16 protein-coding genes are annotated in these 21,017 nt (G+C 58.0%); 9 read left to right on the forward strand and 7 right to left on the reverse strand.

The features are described 5' to 3' along the window. Positions 1 to 125: 125 nt before the first annotated feature. Complete coding sequence (locus tag VGL38_06495) at positions 126 to 1,466, reverse strand: replication-associated recombination protein A (protein ID HEY3295067.1); 1,341 nt, start codon at positions 1,464 to 1,466, stop codon at positions 126 to 128. A gap of 150 nt (positions 1,467 to 1,616) precedes the next feature. Beyond that, complete coding sequence (locus VGL38_06500; protein ID HEY3295068.1) at positions 1,617 to 1,742, reverse strand: hypothetical protein; 126 nt, start codon at positions 1,740 to 1,742, stop codon at positions 1,617 to 1,619. 393 nt (positions 1,743 to 2,135) lie between these two features. Here VGL38_06500 and VGL38_06505 point away from each other — a divergent pair, with 393 nt between their 5' ends. Together VGL38_06505 and VGL38_06510 are read left to right on the forward strand one after the other, a co-directional pair. After that, complete coding sequence (locus VGL38_06505) at positions 2,136 to 3,215, forward strand: hypothetical protein (protein ID HEY3295069.1); 1,080 nt, start codon at positions 2,136 to 2,138, stop codon at positions 3,213 to 3,215. A 16-nt stretch (positions 3,216 to 3,231) separates the two neighbouring features. After that, positions 3,232 to 4,446: a hypothetical protein gene (locus VGL38_06510; GenBank protein ID HEY3295070.1), complete on the forward strand. Its 1,215-nt coding sequence runs from the start codon at positions 3,232 to 3,234 to the stop codon at positions 4,444 to 4,446. Between the two features lie 84 nt (positions 4,447 to 4,530). Here the strand turns inward: VGL38_06510 and VGL38_06515 are convergent, their stop codons facing one another. Then, the gene (locus VGL38_06515; protein HEY3295071.1) at positions 4,531 to 6,060 is read right to left on the reverse strand and encodes an AAA family ATPase; all 1,530 of its coding nucleotides are present in this window, start codon (positions 6,058 to 6,060) and stop codon (positions 4,531 to 4,533) included. 612 nt (positions 6,061 to 6,672) lie between these two features. Here VGL38_06515 and VGL38_06520 point away from each other — a divergent pair. From VGL38_06520 to VGL38_06545, 6 genes are all read left to right on the forward strand, one after another. Then, on the forward strand, positions 6,673 to 7,116 hold the full coding sequence (locus tag VGL38_06520) for a hypothetical protein (GenBank protein HEY3295072.1): 444 nt from the start codon (positions 6,673 to 6,675) through the stop codon (positions 7,114 to 7,116). 85 nt (positions 7,117 to 7,201) lie between these two features. Further along, on the forward strand, positions 7,202 to 8,278 hold the full coding sequence (locus VGL38_06525) for a hypothetical protein (GenBank protein ID HEY3295073.1): 1,077 nt from the start codon (positions 7,202 to 7,204) through the stop codon (positions 8,276 to 8,278). A gap of 273 nt (positions 8,279 to 8,551) precedes the next feature. Further along, positions 8,552 to 8,920, forward strand: a complete 369-nt coding sequence (locus VGL38_06530) for a hypothetical protein (protein ID HEY3295074.1) — start codon at positions 8,552 to 8,554, stop codon at positions 8,918 to 8,920. A 61-nt stretch (positions 8,921 to 8,981) separates the two neighbouring features. Continuing rightward, positions 8,982 to 9,815, forward strand: a complete 834-nt coding sequence (locus VGL38_06535; GenBank protein ID HEY3295075.1) for a hypothetical protein — start codon at positions 8,982 to 8,984, stop codon at positions 9,813 to 9,815. Further along, positions 9,808 to 10,071 carry a hypothetical protein gene (locus tag VGL38_06540; protein ID HEY3295076.1) on the forward strand — a complete coding sequence of 88 codons (264 nt, stop codon included), beginning with the start codon at positions 9,808 to 9,810 and terminating at the stop codon, positions 10,069 to 10,071. Before VGL38_06535 ends, VGL38_06540 begins: the two co-directional genes overlap by 8 nt. An 18-nt stretch (positions 10,072 to 10,089) precedes the next feature. Further along, positions 10,090 to 11,553, forward strand: a complete 1,464-nt coding sequence (locus VGL38_06545; protein ID HEY3295077.1) for a hypothetical protein — start codon at positions 10,090 to 10,092, stop codon at positions 11,551 to 11,553. A 59-nt stretch (positions 11,554 to 11,612) separates the two neighbouring features. Here VGL38_06545 and VGL38_06550 read toward each other — a convergent pair whose 3' ends face one another. Continuing rightward, positions 11,613 to 14,768 carry a hypothetical protein gene (locus VGL38_06550; GenBank protein ID HEY3295078.1) on the reverse strand — a complete coding sequence of 1,052 codons (3,156 nt, stop codon included), beginning with the start codon at positions 14,766 to 14,768 and terminating at the stop codon, positions 11,613 to 11,615. 448 nt (positions 14,769 to 15,216) lie between these two features. Between VGL38_06550 and VGL38_06555 the strand changes: the two genes are divergently transcribed. Further along, the gene (locus VGL38_06555; protein HEY3295079.1) at positions 15,217 to 16,566 is read left to right on the forward strand and encodes a hypothetical protein; all 1,350 of its coding nucleotides are present in this window, start codon (positions 15,217 to 15,219) and stop codon (positions 16,564 to 16,566) included. 66 nt (positions 16,567 to 16,632) lie between these two features. Here VGL38_06555 and VGL38_06560 read toward each other — a convergent pair whose 3' ends face one another. The 3 genes from VGL38_06560 to VGL38_06570 all read right to left on the reverse strand — a co-directional run bounded on the left by VGL38_06560 (position 16,633) and on the right by VGL38_06570 (position 20,985). Next, complete coding sequence (locus VGL38_06560; protein HEY3295080.1) at positions 16,633 to 18,483, reverse strand: T9SS type A sorting domain-containing protein; 1,851 nt, start codon at positions 18,481 to 18,483, stop codon at positions 16,633 to 16,635. Positions 18,484 to 18,960: 477 nt separating this feature from the next. Then, positions 18,961 to 20,205: a YCF48-related protein gene (locus VGL38_06565; GenBank protein ID HEY3295081.1), complete on the reverse strand. Its 1,245-nt coding sequence runs from the start codon at positions 20,203 to 20,205 to the stop codon at positions 18,961 to 18,963. Between the two features lie 159 nt (positions 20,206 to 20,364). Continuing rightward, a complete protein-coding gene (locus VGL38_06570) occupies positions 20,365 to 20,985 on the reverse strand; it encodes a hypothetical protein (GenBank protein ID HEY3295082.1) in 621 nt (206 codons plus the stop codon). Positions 20,986 to 21,017 lie beyond the last annotated feature (32 nt).

Raw genomic sequence — 21,017 nt, forward strand, 5'->3', positions numbered from 1 at the left:
CCACCCCTTTCCCCATGAAATAGGGAAAGGGGAGCAGAGCAGGCAGCTACCTCGTCTCCATGTAGAATCCCTACGACGCCGAGCAGGCGACCAGTGATCCAACGCATAGCGTTGGGGTGCAGGGGTTACCCCTGCCGGCGCTTGGTCCACCAGCGTTTTAGCCTTTCGGCGATATCGCGCTCTTTGCCCTGATCGGAAGGATCGTAGAAGATGGTGTTGGTATAGGGATTGGGGAGGTTGTCAGATTCGACGAAATGGCCGGGGAAATCGTGGGGATAGACATAGCCTTCACCGTAACCTTCGGTCTTCAGAAGGCCGGTAACCGGATTGCGCAAGTGCAGCGGGACGGCGGCGGGGAAGGTTTCATTGTCGACAGCTTCCATCGCTTGCGTGATCGCCATGTAGGCCTTATTGGATTTGGGGGAGGAGGCGAGGTAAGTGGTGACCTGCGCCAGAATGATTCGCGCTTCGGGCATGCCGATAGCATGCACGGCCTGAAGCCCGGCTACGGCGATGACGATGCCGTTGGGGTTGGCATTGCCGATGTCCTCACTGGCCAGAATGATCAGCCTGCGGGCCACGAACATCGGGTCTTCTCCGGCGGAGAGCATGCGCGCCAGATAGTACATGGCGGCATCGGGATCGGAGGCGCGCACGGACTTGATGAAGGCCGAAATCGTATCGTAATGCGACTCGCCTTTCTTGTCATAGATCGGCATGCGCCTGAGGACGCTGTGCTCGATGAGCTTCTGGTCAATGATCACGCCTTCCTTCCTCTGCGGCGCGATGTTTACCGCCAGCTCAAGGGCATTGTAGAGCGCGCGGGCGTCGCCGCCGGAGAGGGCGAGCAGCGCGGTCTCGCCTTCGGGCGTGATCTCGATATGCTTCTCTTTGAGCTTGACGTCGGTTTTGAGGGCGCGATAAAGCAGCGTGCGCAACTGGTCGGCGGTAAGGGATTGAAACCGCAGCACGCGGGCGCGTGAGAGCAGCGGCGAAATGACTTCGAAGGACGGATTTTCGGTGGTGGCGCCGAGCAGGGTTACGGTGCCGTCTTCCACGGCGTGCAGCAACGCGTCCTGCTGCGATTTGGACCAGCGGTGGATTTCATCCACGAACATCAGGGTGCGGCGGCCCTGCGCAGCGGAGCGGCGCGCGCGTTCGAGAATCTTGCGCAGTTCGGGAACGCCGGTAGTGATGGCAGATATCTGCACCAGTTCATAGTTGGAGGAGTGCGCCAGAATCCGGGCCAGAGTGGTTTTTCCCGTGCCGGGTTCACCCCAGAAAATCAGGGAGGGCAGCGTGCCCCCGGCGATGAGTTGGGAGAGGATCGCGCCTTCACCGAGCAGATGCTCCTGCCCGGCAAACTCGGCCAGAGTCTTGGGCCGCATGCGCTCGGCGAGCGGCGCATCGGGAGTGGGCACCGCAGCATCCTGAAAGAGATCGTCGCCTGAATTGCCAGAATTCATGTGCTTAGTTTTCCTTGATCCGCCATTCTTCCAGTTTCCATCTTAAGTTAGGAGATTCCATCCTGAATTGCAAGAGGCAAAGCACAAAAAAGCGGGCTGTAAGCACAACCCGCTTTTGGATCCTGTCAAACCATGGCGCTCAAAGGGCCTTCATTCCACGATATCAATACCTTCCTCTTCACCACGATTCGCGCGCCAGCGCATATACGCACGCACGCCGTAGACCGCCGCCGTTGTGACACCCGCCGCCAGCAGACCCATGCCAACCTTTTTCATGGCCGAGCCTCTGCGTGACCGCCGTGATTTGTTCATGCCAAACATGGTCAGACTTCCTCTCTGATATGGTTCGTCGCCCCGTCGTGATTGCGCACCCTTTTCATTTTTACCTCACGTTCAGAGTGGAGGTTCCTCGAGGAACTGGAAAGATAACTGAGCAACGAGAAGCGCATGAATATGAAGAAGGTACTCCAGTCGAATGCCACGCGGCCTCTTGTGCAAAGTAGCACACGGTATTTGCGGCGACGAAGTGTATCAGACGGAGCTTCAATATGTCAGGTGATCTTTGTGAGTATAAGTGCAATCATTGTATGCACACGGCAGGATACCTATATTGGAGTCTCGTGTCTTCTTTGTTATTTGGGACTCTGTTTCAAAAGATGAAAGGCGGAAATGATGAGAACATGCTTGACGTTGTGGGCAGCGATGTTGTTGGCCGTGGTGTCGGCGGTGCCGGTGTGGGCAACGACGCGTTATGTGTCGGCCACGGGCGGGGGGCAGTACACACTGCCCAGCCAGGCGGAGGCGGCGGCCGTCAGTGGAGACACGATCCTGATCGGTCTGGGCACCTACACTGAGAGTAGCGGCATTACCACCAGCAAGCGCTTGAACTGGATCGGCGCAGGATGGGATCAGACGATCATCACGGCATCGAGCCAATGGAACATCAACAGTGCAGCCTCTAAAGGTACCACGATTGAAGGATTGCGCTGGGAGTCGAATTTCTTTCCGATCAACATTAACAGCAGTGCGGACTCGATCACGATCCGCCGCTGCATAATGCGGGCGACGGGCTCGACGCCGGTTATTTCTTTGCAGGGTGGCCGGCTATATATGGAGGATGGCATCATCACGCTGACGACCTCTCAAGTTGCCGTGAATATCACCACGGCGGGCTCGGCACTGCTGCTGCGCAACGTGGTGCTTGCCCCGGCGGTGAACGGCGCATCCGTGGCGATCAATGCTGTGGCTGGAATCGGGACAATTGAATTATACAATTGTGTCTTCCTGAACTTCCAGAATGTGTTCAATGTGGCAACCGGCGCGCAGCCGGTTATTGCAATCAACAATGTTTTCTATGACTGGAATGCATCTCCGGCATTCGGCACTTTCCCGCCGGCGAGCACTTTCGATTACAATGCATCGAGCGGACCTGCGGTGCCCGGAACCAATGGCGTGGTGATTGCGGGCAATCCTTTTGTGAACTATGATGGGACGGCAAACTATGTGATCGGGACATCGGATCTGCACCTGATCGGCGGGTCGAATCTGATCAACACGGGCAATCCGGGCTTGACGGACATTGACGGTTCTCGGTCCGACTTTGGCGTGTATGGCGGGCCGCGAGCGCTGGTGGACAACGGCGTGCCCAACTATCCGTGGGCGGTGAATATCCAGCTCAGCCCCAATGTGGTTGGACAGGGCACTCCTGTGAATGCGACGGCCATTGGCCGCGTTGGGCCGCAATACTAAACCGCGAGGAAGGCACATGATCAAGAGCATAGTTATTTCCGCGCTGTGTATTGCCGCCCTGATGCCCGCCGCTTTTGCCGAGAGGATTTCGCAGTGCGAATGGTTTGTGGGAGCGGATCCGGGGCCGGGCAACGGCACGGCTATCAGTGTCGGTTCTCCCGCGCCGCAGGTGGCGGCGAATTTTACGGCAGGAACGGGAAGCCTTGCCCCGGGGCTGTATCGAGTGAATATCCGGTGCCGCACGGACACGACGCAGCGCTGGGGGATGCCCAGTCCGGCGCTGCTGGTGATTGTCCCGGGTTTGCCGCCCACACCTATCGTTTGCACGCAGTTCGAATGGACGGTGGACAACGGTGCTCCCACGCCGGTGGACGTGACGGATGGTCAGATAATTACGCTGAATCAGATTGTAGCAACGAATGGATTGCCGGTGGGATTGCACCGGCTGCGGGTGCGGACCACGGACAGCGGAGGTCGCACGGCTCAATTTTCGGATAATTTCTTCGTGGTCACCTCTACCAACCCGGTTGTTGTTCGGCAGGTGACGTTGCTGGACTACTGGTTCGACACGGATTCACCGACGACGCTGGACGTGGCGGACGCGCCGAATGTGAGCTTCAATCAGATCCTCGCTACGGCCAATCTCTCCATCGGTCTGCACCGGCTGAATCTGCGGGCGCGAGATGACGTGGGGCGAAGCGGGCAGCCGTCGCAGGCCATTGTGATTGTGACGTCCCCGTTTGGGACGGCGCAGACGCGAACGATCACGGCGGCAGAATACTGGGTGAATGCGGATCCCGGCCCGGGAAACGGTGTGGTCATTCCGTTGCCCACTGACAGCACATGGAACAGCCCACAGGAGAGTGTGAGCACGGTGCTGACGGGACTTCCGGTGGGGCTCTATCAGGTGGGCTTCCGCACGCGGGATGACCTTGGGCGGTGGTCTCAGTCCACGACGGATTCCCTGATCGTGGGGCCGGTGCTGGTGATCAGTTCGGCGGGGAATGATATTGTGTTGAATTGGCAGTCGGGCGCGGGAGCGAGTCAGTTCAAGATTTACCGCGCAGCGGCCATGAACGGAAGCTACGCACTGGTGGATTCGACGACCGCACAATCCTACACCGATGTGGGCGCGGCAAGTGTGGCGGCGCGGCAGTTCTACCGGGTGACTTTTCAGACGACGGCACTGTCCGCATTTCGACTTCCCGAGGAAAGGCCGCTAAGGCCGTAGATGTGGACGGATTGCAGGACGAGAGAAAGCGGGTGACCCGATGGGGTCACCCGCTTTGTATTCGGACAGGAGCCAAGCGATGCGCTACGCTTCGTCATCCTTGGCTTTGTAGACGGTCTTGATCATCTGGTCCAGGAAGGCATCGGGGGAGGCGAGGATCTCGGGCGTAATGCGCAGATTGGTCAGACCGGCGAGCTTCATGCCGTATTCATAGTTCTGGAACATCTGCATCAGCAGGTCTGTGATGTGTGCCAGATCGGAACCGAAGTGTTCCTGAATCCACGGATAGGTCTCGGGGGTAAATTCGAGAATCAGGCTGCTGCGCTCGAGGAATTTCCGCTGGAACTGGGTGACGGCATCCTTGGTCAGCAACTCCTGCGCGACCTTCTCCGGATGGACGATCAAGTCTCGTGTCACGGTCAGTTTGCGGACAGAAGAGGTCGGCAGCAGCTTTTCGAACCGCATCAGCGAGCGTTCGAGCACGGAGGTTAGACCGCGCGCGCCGATACCCGCGAAGTGAGCGCGGCGTGCGACTTCCCGTAGCGAATCATCATCGAAGTTCAGGTCCACGCCATAGGCGGCGAAGTCCTGCTTTTTGCCGCGCGCCACCGCCGAGTGCGGATTCTTCAGCACATCAAACAGGGCGGTCTCCGATAGTTCACGGAGCTGGGCGACCACGGGCAGACGGCCCACGAATTCGGACTCGAAACCGTATTCGAGGAAGTCGCCGGTGGTGACACGGGTGATGACTTCTTCATCAACCACGGGAATCTCTTCGGCGCGGCGGAAGCCCATGGCACCGCGGGCAAGCCGGCGGCGGATGATCTCCGCCAAGCCACCGAAGGCGCCGGAGACGATAAAGAGCATGTTCTTGGTGGAGACCTTCTTGCGTTCCGCTTTGCCGGTGCGCTGGGTCTCGATCACGGCTTCCATCTGGCTGGCCAGATCATGCGGCGTGCGCAGATCCACCTCGGTGTCTTCCATCAGTTTCAGCAGTGCGCGCTGCACACCGCTGCGGGAGACGTCTGGGCCATACATGCTGCCGGAGGATGCGATCTTGTCGATTTCGTCGACGTAGATAATGCCGTATTCAGCAAGGGAAATATCTCCCTTGGCTTCGCGCACCAGCGAGCGCACAAGGTCCTCGACGTCGCCGCCGACATAGCCGGTTTCGGAGAACTTGGTGGCATCACCTTTGACAAACGGCACACCGATTTTGTCGGCGATGAGCTTGACCAGATAGGTCTTGCCGACGCCGGTGGGGCCGATCATCAGAATATTGCTCTTGATCCGGCCCACAGCCGTCTCGCGGTCGGGATGGTCCATCTCCCATTTGCGGCGGTGATAGTGGGTGCAGATCTTGGTGGCGAGAATTTCAACGGCCTCGGTCTGATGCAGCACATACTGCTGCAGGTAGGCTTCGAGTTCGGTTGGTTTGAGCTGAAAATCTATCTGATCCAGCGAGGAGTTGTGCGAGGTTTCGGTGCCTTCGTGCGGGATGTTCAAATCCACATCGGCCACGGCGACGGCATTGCCATATTTGCTTTTCAGAAATTCGGCAATTTCCTCGCGCACCTTCTCGGGAGAAGGCGGATTGGTCATGGTTTCTTTCATAGTAGTCTTCCTGTTCATGTCACAATATAACACTTCGGAAGAATAAATGTTCCACGAGGGGTGACCCCGCAGGGGTGGCCCTGCACCCGGGTCGCCTGCTCGGCGTCGAAATAGTCTTGCGGGGGAAAACAAGGGCAAAGCACACCTTCGCCCCCAGCACGCGGGAGCGTGCTGGCTAGTTAATTGGGGGAAGCGTGGTGCATCCGGGGAATCCGGCACACAGTGCGTGCTGGCCAGTGGGGTGGAGACGACGGGCACGGCTGCGCAGTTCATTTCGCAGTAAAAAATTAAGCACTTAGCTCCCGCAGAAAGGAGGACGAGAGGCGAGGACAGCCTCTCTTTGGCCTCATTTGGGGACGGCGTGGCGAGATTGAGGGAAAAGGTGCGATCTTGGTAAGCGCACAAAATTCAGCGGACTACTCTACACTTGAATTGAACATACGTTTAATCTACATCGCTGATAATCTGTAGGTTGTGACATTTTGGAAAACGGTGTTGTGATCGGCTGGGTCAGATCGTATATTATGGGTGTTGAACATGTGTGTAAAATGCTCGCACCAACCAACCGGACACGGCATGCCGTGTCCCACCCAAACAAAGAGAGGAACAGGTATGACCACAACCTACAAAGTGACCAATGACGGAGCGGGGGCCAATCTGCTGCTGACCTTCGAGGTGGACGCCACCGCCAACCAGGACTTCACGCTGACGGATCTTGATAATGGCCTGTGCGCCGCGGTGATTACCGGCGACAACAAGGTCGGGATGGGCACCGCGGGCGGGCGGCTGATCGGCAAGGTGGTTAAGGTCTCAGAAGAATTGCAGGCGGGCACGGCGATTCCCGCTCTATGCACGGTCCAGGTGACGGGCGTGGCCCGCTTCAAGTACGTGGCGACCACTCCGGTGATCGGCAACAAGGTGGAAGTGGACGGTGCGGGCAGGGTGCGGCAGGCCACGACGGCAACGGACGTTCCCGCCGGCGGCACCAAGCATCGCGGCTTGGTACTGGCGGTGAATACCACCGATACGACATGCGACGTGCTGCTGGACGCATAAGCAAGGATGAAGGCAAGGCGGGTGGGTAGCGGACTGCCTAACCCGCCTCTACAAACAGTTGTTCATTTCACATTTTGAGGTACCTATGACCCTCGATTTTTCCAACGCGTATCCGTTGCGGGAGAAGATCAACGATCACTCGCGCAGTGCGAATCTGGCGCTGTACGCCGAAGCGCAGGAACGCGGACTGTCGCTTTCCGAACTGCTCGAAGAGATGGATCCGTCGCCGCGCAAGCCTGACGGCACCCTCGATTGCCCGCTGGACGCCTTTGAGCGGCAACTCTATCTGGCCAACGTGATTGTGAGCGGACGCAGCGCAACCTCGCTGGAACAGTTTCTCAGCGGCGCGGGAATGATCCTCGCGCCCGAATATGTGAGCCGCGAAATTCAGCGCGGCTACCGCATGGTTCAGGATCCCTCCGAACTGGTGGCGGCCTCGGTTCCCGAGCGTGGACCTTCGGTCAAGCCGATCTACATCAAGACGGACCTGGCCAAGAAGCCTCTCGCCCGCCGCAATGAAGCCAGCGACTACCCGGTAGTGAAGCTGATGTACCGCGAGAAAGACGCCGCCATGGTGGACCGCGGGCGGCAGTTCGATTTCTCGTACCGTGTGCTGAAGAACCAGAAACTGGCGGAGTTCCGCGTGTTCCTGAACTGGATCGGCGCGGAACTGGCCTTTGATGAGATCAATGAGATCTACAGTATTATTCTCAACGGCGACGGCACTTCGCCTGCGCCGGCCAACAGCTTCAACGGCACGGCGGGGACGTTCACCTATGGCGACCTCGTGCACCTCGCGCTGGCGTTCTCGGGTCCGGCCCATATGACGCATCTTCTTGGCTCCAAGGCGGACATCGAGAAGATCCTCGGCATCTCCGAGTTCCAGGATCCGCTGGCCTTTCAGGGACATCAGGTCTTCACACAGAGCGGTGACTATCGGACCTTCCTGCCGATCAACACCCGGCTGGTGGTGTGTCCGGGCGCGACGGCCACCAAGTTTGCGGCCCTCGACCACCGCTTTGCGATCCGCGAGTCCGTGGCGCAGCCGCTGCTGATCGAAGCGGAGAAGGTGATCTCGCAGAAACTCGAATCAGCGGTGATCTCCAAGGAGAGCGTCTATACCATCATGGTGGATGACGCGATTGCCTTGAGCGACTACTAAGCAGGGGCGACCCTGCACCCGTATCGCTGCTTGGTGTCGTAGGAAAGCTGCATGCAGGCAGTAGCTGTAGGGGCGTCTTCTGCACCTGAGGCAGTCTCCGGTAGGGGACGGCGCAGAACACACGCATCTCTTTGAACCTCGCCGTTCCTCCGCCCATTAATCCCCACTCGTTGGAGTCAGGGGCTACTCTAAGACAAAGGGCGGAGGACGGCGGGGCAAAATCCAAAAAGCTAAAAAATCAACAGCCAAAACGAAAATACATGGAGTCCAGCCATGGTGAATAATACACAATCCTACTTGATGGCGCGGGCGCCGATCTCGACGATGGCGTTCTCCGGAGCCGTTACCACCGCGTCCATCACTCTGAACGGGGCAGGCGGTCAGAGCGGCACAGGATTTCCTGTGACGCGCCACGGATTTGTTACGGGTCTGACGGTGTGGGATGGTACGACCTTGCGTACAGACAGTACGGAACTTGCCCTGAGCGCCGGCGACCGGATTTCGGTTTACTGTCAAAGCACCGGCAGCGACTACACCGTCCGGGTGCGTATCAACGGCAGCAGCAGCACTCTGCTGCTGACCGGAGTGCCGTTCAATTCCACCTTGTTTGCGACCGTGGAATTCATGCTCATCCGCGACTGAGAGCCGTGGCCGCTGGTTTGATGTTCTGAACACTCACCCTATTCTGTCCTGAGGTCTTACCATGTCCTTTACAACCCTGTCTATCGTGAAAAAGCATCTGCTGTCCAGTGACGCGGGTGCATTGATAATCGAGAATGTACCGGTGACGCTGAGCGGCGAGAGCGAGGTGATGCTGCCGCACCAGAATCTGGTGGAGTCCAGCGGAGCCGTGAAACTGGATGCGACCGTGCTGCCGTATTGTGACGGTCCCGTGGTCTTGACGGACTATGACAAGACGCGGTTGGCCCTGGACCGTGTCGTGCCCGGCAGCGTGGTGGTGGCTCTCAGCGCCACTCTGGCGACGGTCTATGTTGAGGAGATCGACTACAAGATGAGCTACAGTGCAGGATCGTTGTACCGTGTTCCCGGGGGCAGCATTCCCAACAATCAGCCGGTGTACGTGTACTACGGACGGTACACGATCTACAGCGCGAGCAGCGATTTCGAAATCGACTATGTGCGCGGCACAGTGCGGCGCCGGGCGGGAAGCGCGATTCCGGACGGTGCGGACGTGCTGGTGGACTATTCGGTTGCCGCTGGTAGCGTTACCGATGAGCTCATCAGCCAGGCGATTGTCGAGGCGGAAGATCTGATCATGCGCGCGCTTTCGACGGATTACAATGCAAATTCAACCCAACAGGGTCTGCAGACCGGAACCACGCTGCTGGTGCTTTCCGTGGTGGCGCGTGACATGGCCACCGAAACGCTGGGGCGACGCCTGAGTTCGGATGCCAGCGGACGGGCCAAGGAGTGGCAAAACCTGTCCACGCTGTATGAATCGAGAGCGTGGCAGACGCTGCGGCCCTATCTGGACCGCTTTCCAATGCATGCTCCGGAGCGGCACACCAATGGCTAAGCGCATCATCGAGACTCACACTGCCAAATCGCTGACGCCACGGAAGGGTGTGAAGAAGAAGGCGGCGGATCCGGTCAAGGATCTATTAGACAAGCTCTATGAGCTTGCCATGAAAGACGGCAACACAACCGCGGCGAAGATTTACCTCGATGTCATGCTGAAGCAGAAGGGCGCCGATCCGGAGGCCCTGACGGCGGAAGAGGCGCTGAAGATTCTGCAGGAAAGCGTTTCGGATAAGCCGGATCACACACGATGAATGCGAAATGAGAGATCTATGAAAGCCTCCGATTTCTATACGATGATCCGGGTCTCGCAGGACCCTTGGGCATTTCTGACGGAGTTTGTGAAGACGCAGGATCCGGCGCGCGGTGTGGCGGCCTTTCCGGATTATCCCTACCTGCACGATCTGATGGAGGCAACATTGCAGGAGCGGTTGCTGCTGGTGCCCAAATCACGGCAGATGCTAGTGACATGGTCGATGGTGGCGCTATCCGTGTGGCGGGCGCTGTTTCGCGACGCGGGGTTGTATCTGTTTCTCTCGCGCAATGAGCGCTGCGCCGAGGAACTGATTGACCGCGCGCGGTTTATTGTCAGTCACCTGCCGCCGTACATGCAGCCGAGGCTTACCGTCAACTCACGCGAGGAGATTGCTTTCGGAAAGTACGGCGCGCGGATTTTGTCGCTGCCGGCATCGGCGAACGGGCCGCGCATGTATTCACCCAGCGGTGTGTTCTGGGATGAGATGGCCTTCACACCGTACGATGAGCAGATCTGGGCGGCGCTGAAGCCGGCGCTGGATAGCGGAGGGACGTTTGCAGGCGTATCGTCGTCGGGTGGAGCGAATAATTTGTTTGCGAGATTCGTGCTGGCTACACTGGATGATTCTGCCGCACGGGGTAAGGGCACCCCGCGCGGCGAGACCAGACCTCTCTTTCTCCATGAGATAGGGAAGGAGGAGAAGAGGACGAATGGGAGCGCACCGGGCTCGCCGTTTCATGTGCATCGGGTGCACTATCTGGATCATCCGGGGCGGCAGACGGAGGAGTGGAAGCAGATGGCGGCGGCGGGGTTGTCGCAGACGCGGTGGCGGCTGGAGCAGGAGATCTCCTTCGAAAGCATGAGTGACCTGGTGTACAGCGAGTTCGATCCGCAAAAGCACATTCTGGCGGAAGAGTGGACGGTGCGGCCCGAGTGGGATCTGTACCGCACGATAGACTTCGGCTACCGGCATCCGTTTGTGCTATGGATACAGAGAACACCGGAAGATGAGTTCATCGTGTTCGACGAGTGGCAGGGCTCTGACCGCACCACAGAAGAGATGGTGATTGCGATCCGGAATATCGACTTCGCCCACGGGGTGGCGGAGAACGACATGGTGTGGAGTGCATGCGATCCGGCGGGGGAGGCAAAGCAGGATACGGGATTGTCCCCGGTGGATATTCTGCGGCGAGCGGGGTTGAAAGTGCGGAATCGGCCGTCGCGAATTGCAACGGGAGTGGAATATGTCAAATCGATGCTGACGGATGGCCGCGAACGGGTGCGGTTGAGGATCTCGCCGCGCTGCACCAACCTGATTGCGGATTTTGGCCGCTACCGCTGGGCACCGACGGGAGACGAGCCAGTGAAGGACGGGCTGTGCGATCACAGCATGGACGCGCTGCGCTACTTCTTTGTGAACTACGAATCGACAGCAGATGAGATGCCCTATGCACCAAGGATGTGCGGTGTGGGTCGATAAGAAAGGGCGGGCCCTTGGAAGAGCCCGCCCCGAGTGAGGTGCTTTAGCGTGATGAGCCGCTACTGTGCCGCGTGTTCAACATCCATAGATACAGAGTGGAAGGGACTCGGCTGATTCAGCAGTCCGGGCGGCAGTTCGCCACACTGGCGGGTAATGGCGTAGCGCTTGTAAGGTGCGCTCGTTCCATCCAACCAATAGTAGGAGCCGATGGCACCCACCGAGCCGGATGCGAGCGGCACGAACGTGCTGGGGAATGACGCCGTGTGGCTTGTGGTGCCCCAGATCGTATAGAGGCCCAGTTGCGGTGCGTTGAACACAACACGCATGCTCACGCCGTCGGTGAAGAGATCGGCGGTCACTGAGGTCGCCGTGGGGCAACCGACGCCAAGGCACATGGCGAAGTCCAATGGGATGGCTGCCGGCACGTTGTTCACATACTGCCACGCGGTCCCGTCACCGGAATTGGCAGTGGCCCAGAAGAAGCTGCAATTGGGATCGCCATCGCCGGTGATGGAGACCCAACCCGAGGCGAGATTCACCGCCGGATAGAGTGTAGCGGAATACTCGAACAACGGATATGTGGAGCCGTAGGTGTAGCCCATCGTGCCATTCAGGGTTACATTATAGGTGGCCACGAGAGCGCCGACGTTGCCCGCGTTGTTCTGGTAGAAGCGGATGTGGAACGGCATGGGATCTTCTCCGCAGGGGGCGTTGCCGCTGTTGAAGTTGGCCCGGAAGCCCCAGAATCGAATTTCGCCGATGGGATTCGCGACGCCGGAGAAGTCCTCATAATTGGCAAACTGCGTTGCGACATCGCTGGCGTAGCCACCCCAGCCTTCCGTGGGAACGAAGGGACGCTGGCTGAACTGGCTGCCTTCGACGCAGTTGGGACGCAGATAGCATGCCGTGGTGCCGCAGGTGGCGTCTTCGGTGTAGACACCGCTCAGTGCCTGACAGGCTGCATTGGTGATGCCATCCTGGCATTGCGGATCGAGCAGCGTGCCGTAGCAGCACTTGCCCGTGCACTCGGTAATGTTCAGCGTGTAGGAGCCACAGGCGGAGCTGTAGGCTTCCACATTAAGATAGTAGGTGCCGGGCAGGAGATGAACGCAATGAATGGTGGAGACGCCCACGCCGCCGCAGCCGTCGTCATCCTGAGCGATAATCCCGTTACAGCAGGAGCTGGTGAGGTAGATGTAGCTGTCCCAGTTGGGAGACGTGCCGCACATGGAGAAAGTCCAGTCGGCTTCACGCGGGATATTGATGCGCCAGTTCTGATCTTCACTGGGACGCAGCGAACAGTTGTTGACCGCGCCGCAGGTGTTGCCCGTAATGCTGACCGGGGCCATGTAGGTGCCGTCGGTGTAGCAACCCGAGCAGGGATAGGTGAGCAGGGCGAAGCGATAGGCGCGCGGCGTGGCAAGACCGGAATAGACGCTGGGGCCGAACCACAAATAGTAATCTCCAGCGGGGAGACAGGTCCCGGTGGAGTAGGACATGAAGCTGCAGGGGATAGCCGAACCCTGCGCGAGGATTGCGCCTGCGGGGCAGTTCGCAGCGAAGATGTAGGATGTAATCGGGAATTCACTGAGGGCATTGACCTGCAGAGAGCAGGCTTCGCTCAGGGTGAAGCGGTACCAGTCCGTGTCACGGAAACCCGCGTTGGTTGGCGATACATAGGTGAATGCGCTGCCGCAGTAAACCTGCCACGGGAAGACATACCCAAACAGATTGGGCGGGTTGTTCCAATCGCCGGTGTTGTTGCAGCCGCCATCGGGATCGGTGGCGCCGAAGGTCGGAGACGGAGTCTCTGCGGCTTCCAGCAAGTCGCCGGCCTGGCATGCTTCTGAGCAATCGTCGGTGATGTTCAGGACATAGGCGCCCGCGTTGGCGTTATAGCCGTCGACGATGATGTAGTAGGTGGTGCCGGCGGTCAGGTTGAGTACGAGACTCGATTGCAGGCCGCAGGCGTCATCGTTACAGCTGAGCACCGTGGTGCCGGGGCAGGCGCCGCCGGTGCGCACGTAGAGTTCGGTGTCAAACGAGCTGCCGCAGAGGGAAATCGTATAGGATCCGGTGTACAGCGGGGTGAGGGTGTAGACCACATCCGGAGCGCCGTTGGCGTACCCGCAGGTGGGCTGAAAATCATCGGTCAGCCCCGAGGTGTTGCCGTAGTCTGTGTAAGGGACGCCGGGAACGTTGATGGCCGAGGAGCAGTTGTCGCCGACCAGATCCCGGATTGCCAGGGAATATGAGCCACTGTAATTGTAGAACCCGTCTACAATCACCCAGTAGGTCTGGCCGGCAACGAGGTTCAGATTCAGATAGGACTGCAGGCCGAAGTAATCATCATTACAACCGACTTCGGTAGTGCCGGGGCAGGCGCCGCCGGTGCGCACGTAGATTTCGGTATCGAACGAGCTGCCGTTCAACGAAAAGTCGTGCGGGCCCGAATGGATAGCTGTAAACTGGTAGATAAGATCCGGTGCACCTGCCGCAGTGCCACAGGACGGCTGGAAGTCGTCGGTGTACCCTGCCGTGGTTCCGGAATCATAGAAGGGCAGACCGACGATGACCGTGACGCTGGAGCAGTTGTCGCCGCCCTGATCGAGGGGATTGCGGCGGGGACGGTTCTCCGGGCGCTGCTCGTAGAGGGTATTGAGTTGCTGCTTGATGGTGGTCGAAGCGGCTGCGCCTTCGCGGTTAAGCTGCTCTTCAAGCGTGCGAATCTGGCGCTCCAGAGCGGTATTGGGCCGCTGGGGAGTCTGCGCGCTATGGATCCGGTTTTCCGGACGCTGGGAATACAGCGCATTCAGTTGATCTTTTAAACTGCTGCTGATTACCGGCATGGCACCGGAGGTCGAGTAAAGCTGGTCTTCGAGTGCGCGGATCTGCTGCTCGAGCGGTGTGCTGGGCCGCTCGGACGGCATGGTTGTGCGAGTGGTGAACAGAGGGTCGGTGCGAAGAGACTGAGGATTGACAGGGACGGTGGTCGCTTCCGCGCCGGTCAGGGGCAGGAGTTCATCGATGCGCGCGGTCCATGCCGGATCGGGAGTCTGGCCGGTGGCTTTCGCCGCCGCGATGCGGGCTTGCAGTTGCTGAATTTCCGCGAGGGGTGATAAGATAGCTCCCCGGTTTTGAGGTGTGTCGCTGGCCGCATAGGCCAGACACACTGCTGTAACTACCAAAGCGACCAAAATTACAAATCTCTTCATTCCAACCTCTCTTAATTTGGATAAGCGGATATATCATGTCTAAAAATAAGCAAGCCAAATAGGATTGTCAACAGAGTATTTACAAAAAAGCAAGAATTGGTGGGGGTTCAGCGACGGATTTGTGACTGTATCACTACTATTCAAAAGAGTTTAGATAATACAAAGATGCCACACGTTGCCGACTCGAAATCACGGTCTGATTTGATGATATAAGTTAATGCTCTGTGCTCGTTGTTATCCTAGAGCTGGTGGCCGTTCCGGAATGGGCATAGTCTGCCCATCTTTTGGCGGGGGAGATGCCTCTTGCTGGCGCTTAGGCGGGAAGAAAAGATACCGCTCTTCAGGTTGCGGGCAGCGGTTTAAGGCGACAATGCGGCCGGGAGGCCCGATGGACCAGAATTACCGCAACTGAAGCGGGTTTTTGGAAATCTCAAACTTCGGAGTTCTTATGCTACCATTCTTCAAGAAAGTTATTCAGCGTCCGCTGGTGCCGCCACGGATTACAGCGAAGCGGGCGCCGTCGAACCGGGTGCCGTTTCCGCGTGGGAATCCGGCGCCGGCCACGGAAAAGCCGACGGTGTCATCCAATCTGTTTACCACCACACTGGATGGGCAGGACTTTGTGTGGATGGGAACCAACCGCGCGGAGTTCTACCGCTATCTGCGGGATCATGTGCCGATCATTTCGGCGGCGGTGTGGTCGTGGGTGCATCTGTGCGCCACACCTCAGAGCTACAGCCTCGAAGGCAGTGAAGGCGACAAGGCGAGGGCGATCAAACTGCTCGACGAACTGGAGAAGCGGCTGCTGGAAAACCCGCTGATCCGGCGCGACGGCATCAAGCAGCTTACCGAGCAGTTTTTCCTTGAGCTGTTTACCGTGGGGAGCTTTGCCGGAGAGATTATCCCGCTGCCGGACGGGAGCGGGATCGACTATTTCCGCACGCTGGATCCGGATCTGATTCAGTGGGAGCGTGATGGCCGTTGGAAGCCGTACATCCTGAAAGAGCCGGAGAATCCGTTGCGCACGAACGCCAAGGAGAACCGGATCTACCTCAATCCCGACCGGTTCTTTTTTGCGACGCTGGGGGCGGACATCATGAATCCGCGCGGGATCGAGCCCTTTGCCTCCATTCCGTTTGTGGCGCAGATTCAGGAAGCGATGCTCTCGGACATGGCGCGCAGCGCACGCAACGCGGGCACGCCGCGCATGCAGGTAAGGATCCGTCCACCCAAGGCGCAGACGCACGAGAATGAAAAGGAATATCAGGCGCGGATCAACCGCTACTTCGACGACACGGTGCAGCAGTTCACGCGGCTGGAAGCGGACGACAACATCTTTACGTGGGACGATGTGGAGGTGAGTATTATCGGCGGCGATATGAACCGAAACTTTACCTGGCGGCTGAACCGCGAGCAGGTGATCGAAGACGTGGTGACGGGGCTGCGGCTGTTCCCGTGGGTGCTGGGACGGTCCCACGGCACGACCAAGAACTGGGTGGAAGCGCAGTTCAACCTCCTGATGCAGATCGTCGACAGCGTGCAGAACCTTGGAGCATCACTCGGCAACTGGCTGCGCAATTCGGAGCTGAAGATGAAAGGGATTCCGGTGAGATCGGAGCACGTCTTTGCGCCGAATCAGGATCCGTTCCTGCTCTCGCGGATGCAGGCGCACTCGGTGGAGTTCGACACGGTGGACAAGAAGGTCCGCGCGGGGTATATCTCCAAGGATGATGGTGCGCGAGAGTTGGGATACGCGGCGGCGTTTCGGAAGGAGATTGCAGAAGAGCCAAAAGATTAAGGAGCAATAAAGGGGCGCATAGATAGTATGCGCCCCTTGGAGAAGAGAAGATAGGTGCCACAGACGTCACCTTATCAGGAGTACTTTCGTCGTGGCATGGAAATAATCAGTCTCAAGTGCGCACACATAAATTCCACTTGGGAGGTTCTCGGCATGGAAAACGGCAGAGTGCTCTCCGGGTTGCTGAATTCCCTCCACCAGAGTCGCAATCCTCGTGCCCAGCAAATTGTAGATGGCGAGTCTGGCTGCGGCGCGAACCGGAACTTCAAAGCGAATGGTCGTCTCAGCGTTAAAAGGATTGGGAAATGCACTATGGAGTGCGTACGTCGAAATCGCCGTACCTGTGTCCCATCTCGGAGTGGCATCGGCGCGGGCCAATTCCTCCCGTTGTCCCGACACATCCACAGCCCAGAGAGTATAATGGTACGCTCGGCCATTGGTCAGATGCCTGTCTGTCCACCCATAGTTATGTCCAGTCGTGTTGTTGTGCTCACTCGGGACCAATCCCACGACCGCATCGTCCCTAGAGATTTCGAATCGCCTATTGTTTCGGTCGGATGCGGTTCGCCATGAAAGAGTAACCTCGGAGTTTCCAGGCACCGCAATAAAAGAGAGCAATTCAACGGGCAATGGTCCGTCTATGTCCTCGCAATACTCACCGACACAATACTGCACCAAGTCGCTGCACCACGGATGTGCGAGCCAGAATGTGCCAAGGGTGCCGCTTGCGAGCGGTTGGGTCGTGATGAAAATGATCGAATCACCGTCATTCCCGTCACCGTTATTCATTATTGACCAACTCGACGCCGCAGCACCGCTTACAGAGCCCACGGTTCCGGAGCAAAAATGCGTGAATATCAATCGGCTGATTGCTCCGGCCTCCCAGTCGAGTTGGTAGCCCCAATTCGGTGGCCCGGAGTGTGTCAACTCTACATATCCGCGGAATGATGGAGCGTTGCTGAGAGCGGCGGAACAATCGTAAGCGCGAAACCAGTCGTTGCCAACGGCGTAGACAGTGTTGCCGGAGACGGCCACTCCCCGTGCATCGTATGACATATTGTAGAATCCGACTTCCATTGGATGGGAGGGATCGGCCACATCTATGATCCGAAGTTCGCCGCGTGCATCAGCCGCGAAGACATAATGGCTCTGTATGACCAAATCCTCTAAAATGCTGGGGGTGTCGCAGTGACCAACTTCTCGCGGTGCAGCCGGATTGGACACGTCCACAATAGTCAGCCCGTAATCGCCAGCCCCAAGATAAGCGAGTGTTCCGACCACAGCGACACCTGCTACGGCGCCACGATCACCATAACGGCCTGTCTGTAGCGGAGCAGCCGGGTTAGTGGCATCAATGATGCGAAGGCCGATTTCAGGAAAATTATCGGCTGCATACACGATATTTCCCACAACAGCTATCCCAGTTACCTGTCCTGTAGGGCACGAGCCAACGAATGTGGGCGCGGCCAAATTCGAGATGTTGAGAATCTGCATGCTGTTGTAGTCGGCAACATAGACGCTGTTGCCGTAAACACAAACATTGTATGCGAAACCTGGAGTATCATACCTACCAAGTTGAACCGGGTACGCAGGATTGGCTATGCTGAGGATTCGCAATCCACCATACCCATCGGCCATGAACGCTACCGAGTCCCTGACTGCTATTCCCCATGTAAGGCCAGAGGTGTAATAGGCACCGACGAGCTGCGGGATCGACGGATTGCTAATATCAATAACTCGCAGACCTCCTGATAAGTAACTCTGAACAATATAGGCATAATGCCCGGCAACGGCCACATGTACGGCGTTACCCGTGAGCGCCAATTGCCCCAACAAACGCACATTCAGGCTATCTTGAGCCTGAACGGCGGAGCAGACAGTAAGCAACAATAACAATGCGGTTCTTCGGAAATACATGAAAGGACTCCCTGCGATTATAAAATTGCATCAATATACCACCAGATATTGGAATTGTCAAGACTTGTAATGGGTCAGGTTTATGTTACGTTTTTTTTTGCATAATCCGAATGGCAGGGATGTGGGATATTCGGAACTGTCCCAGAAGTAAATAGCAGCTAACTTGTTGGCAGGGAATGCCCACATTCAAGATCTTTGAATCGGGACTGTACGGAGCGCAGGCGGCAGGCCTATGAAGGCCTGCCGCCGGGAGATTGGTCGTGTATGGACTTCGTGGTTACTCTGCCGGTCCGCCGAGAATGTAGCACGAGAAGTGACTGGTGTAGACGATGAGGTAATCGTGACCGAGCCGTCCAGACGCCAAAACGCGGAAGACGGATTCACGGCGACGAGCAGATTTAGACGGCGGAGGAAGATCGCTCATAAGAAAGGGCGCACGGTGGTGCGCCCTGAAAAAAACGACCTGTGATTGGCGGCTTACTTCAGCAGCAGCATCGGTTGCTGCAAGGTGCGACCGGCATAGCGCAGCCTCGCCAGGTACGTTCCTGAGGCGCAGCCCGGGCAGGTCCATGATACCGAGTGGACACCGGGCTGCGCAATGCCGTCACGGAGTGTGGCAACCTTGCGGCCCAGCATATCGAACACCTCGAGGGAGACGTCGGCGGCCTGCGGCACGCCAAAACGCAGCGTGGTGCCGGGATTGAAGGGATTGGGGAAATTGGGTGCGAGGAAGAAATCGCCGGGAATGGCGGTTGCGCTCTTCACCTGATCGGGAGCCGGCGGAGTGTAGCGGAGAATTGTGCCGCTACTGCCGACGGCCCAGCCCATGCCGTTATTCAGGAAGGTGACATCGGAGAGAAAGGCCGTCGTTCCGCTGGGCTGATTCTCCCACGTGTCGCCGCCGTTTTCCGTGCGCAGAATGGTACCCCCATCGCCGACCACCCAGCCTGTAGTGTTGGCGGTGAAGGCGGCAGCGGACAGGTAAGCTGTCGAGCCGCTGGTCTGCTGAATCCACGTGTCGCCACCGTCTGTCGTGTGCAGGATGGCACCTTCATAACCCACAACCCAGCCGGTATTGGCGTTTGTGAACGCGCCATCGAAAAGATACCCCGTGTTGGCGCAGGGCTGTTGTTCCCAAGTGCTGCCGCCATCTGTCGTACGCATAATGGAACCGGAATATCCTACCATCCAGCCTGTGGTAGCATCAGCAAAGACAAACCCTTTTTGGTGGCTGACCTGTCCAACCGGTTGAGCGACCCATGTTGCACCTCTATCTGTGGTGCGCCGCACATCCCAACCGTTCTCCAAGGCTCCACCCATGATCCAGCCTGTGCTGTCGTTGGGAAAGGCTACATCCAAGCATCCGGCAGTTATGCCGAGATCCTGTTGTTCCCATGTATGTCCGTCGCTGGTATGAAGAATGGTTCCTTCCATACCAACGGCCCACCCGAATTGCGGGTTGGACATCGCGACCCGGTATAAGCCGAATTCCTGCTGGGGCAGCGGCTGCTGGTTCCACGTTGTACCGCCATCGGTGGTGCAGAAAATGCTGCCACCGTTGTTTCCGCCGCCGACGGCCCAGCCATGCAGGCTGTCGGTAAACGCGACACCTTTGAAGTCATCTGTTGTTCCGCTGTTCTGGATTTGACAGGTTTGTGCAATGGCTGGCACGCCTGCGCAAAAGACGATGAACAGCACGAGAAATAAGACTCGCTTGTCCATTGTTCCCTCCCTTTGCTGTTGCCGATCAGATAATCACGACTCTGTTCCAATATAAACATCGGCACATTGGAAAGCAAGATGAGTTCGCGTGCCCATGAGAAAGAGCGGCAGGCCTTCGTAGGCCCGCCGCTGGGGATTGATCATGCATGGACTCCGTGGTTACTCTGCCGGTCCGCCAAGGATGTAGCGCGAGAAGTGGTTGGTGTAGACGACCAGATAGTCGTGGTAGCCGATCCAGGTGTACTGCAGGGCGACATACTCGCCGGCTTCGGTTACATACCAGGGGACGATCCGCGAATAGTCATAGTCACGCGGCAGATTCAGCGAATGGATGTTCCAGGTAATTTCCACCGTGCCGTTGAAGTGATACGGGTGCGGGTAGAAATCCGCCGCCGCAACACATCCGCGCGGGGCGACGATTCTGATCGTGGTGTCGGAACTCAAGTCACCGCGCGAAACCCGGACGGAGACCAGAGTGCCGAGGGGCACAATCTGTGTCCAATCGTCACGGCAGAGGCGCGACGTAGAGATGGAGTCGCACCAGCCGTCCGTGGCGGTTTCCGTGGTGGACAGGACGCGGAAGCCTGCGGGAGCCTTGGAGAGCAACTCATCGGTCAGGGGCGGATACTGATAGGCCGGTGTCTGTGCAGCGATCTGATGTTCTGCCGGACTTGCCGCCGGACCAAGCGGGCTGTTTTCCGTCGAGCATCCGATGACGAGCAGCACGGTGGCCGCCATCAACAGCATCAGGATGCTTGCGTTCTTAGTGTTTCGGTCCATGACTGTCTCCTTACTGTATACTAATTGAGATT

Source organism: bacterium, assembly GCA_036504735.1.
Taxonomy (GTDB): Bacteria; Electryoneota; RPQS01; order RPQS01; family RPQS01; genus DASXUQ01.

Bases quoted from the DNA above. Each gene is read 5' to 3' on its own strand.
- VGL38_06550 (HEY3295078.1), bottom strand. From the start codon at position 14,768: ATGAAGAGATTTGTAATTTTGGTCGCTTTGGTAGTTACAGCAGTGTGT.
- VGL38_06570 (HEY3295082.1), bottom strand. From the start codon at position 20,985: ATGGACCGAAACACTAAGAACGCAAGCATCCTGATGCTGTTGATGGCG.
- VGL38_06540 (HEY3295076.1), top strand. From the start codon at position 9,808: ATGGCTAAGCGCATCATCGAGACTCACACTGCCAAATCGCTGACGCCA.
- VGL38_06520 (HEY3295072.1), top strand. From the start codon at position 6,673: ATGACCACAACCTACAAAGTGACCAATGACGGAGCGGGGGCCAATCTG.
- VGL38_06535 (HEY3295075.1), top strand. From the start codon at position 8,982: ATGTCCTTTACAACCCTGTCTATCGTGAAAAAGCATCTGCTGTCCAGT.
- VGL38_06560 (HEY3295080.1), bottom strand. From the start codon at position 18,483: ATGTATTTCCGAAGAACCGCATTGTTATTGTTGCTTACTGTCTGCTCC.
- VGL38_06500 (HEY3295068.1), bottom strand. From the start codon at position 1,742: ATGAAAAAGGTTGGCATGGGTCTGCTGGCGGCGGGTGTCACAACGGCG.
- VGL38_06495 (HEY3295067.1), bottom strand. From the start codon at position 1,466: ATGAATTCTGGCAATTCAGGCGACGATCTCTTTCAGGATGCTGCGGTG.
- VGL38_06510 (HEY3295070.1), top strand. From the start codon at position 3,232: ATGATCAAGAGCATAGTTATTTCCGCGCTGTGTATTGCCGCCCTGATG.
- VGL38_06530 (HEY3295074.1), top strand. From the start codon at position 8,552: ATGGTGAATAATACACAATCCTACTTGATGGCGCGGGCGCCGATCTCG.
- VGL38_06525 (HEY3295073.1), top strand. From the start codon at position 7,202: ATGACCCTCGATTTTTCCAACGCGTATCCGTTGCGGGAGAAGATCAAC.
- VGL38_06505 (HEY3295069.1), top strand. From the start codon at position 2,136: ATGATGAGAACATGCTTGACGTTGTGGGCAGCGATGTTGTTGGCCGTG.
- VGL38_06515 (HEY3295071.1), bottom strand. From the start codon at position 6,060: ATGAAAGAAACCATGACCAATCCGCCTTCTCCCGAGAAGGTGCGCGAG.
- VGL38_06555 (HEY3295079.1), top strand. From the start codon at position 15,217: ATGCTACCATTCTTCAAGAAAGTTATTCAGCGTCCGCTGGTGCCGCCA.
- VGL38_06565 (HEY3295081.1), bottom strand. From the start codon at position 20,205: ATGGACAAGCGAGTCTTATTTCTCGTGCTGTTCATCGTCTTTTGCGCA.
- VGL38_06545 (HEY3295077.1), top strand. From the start codon at position 10,090: ATGAAAGCCTCCGATTTCTATACGATGATCCGGGTCTCGCAGGACCCT.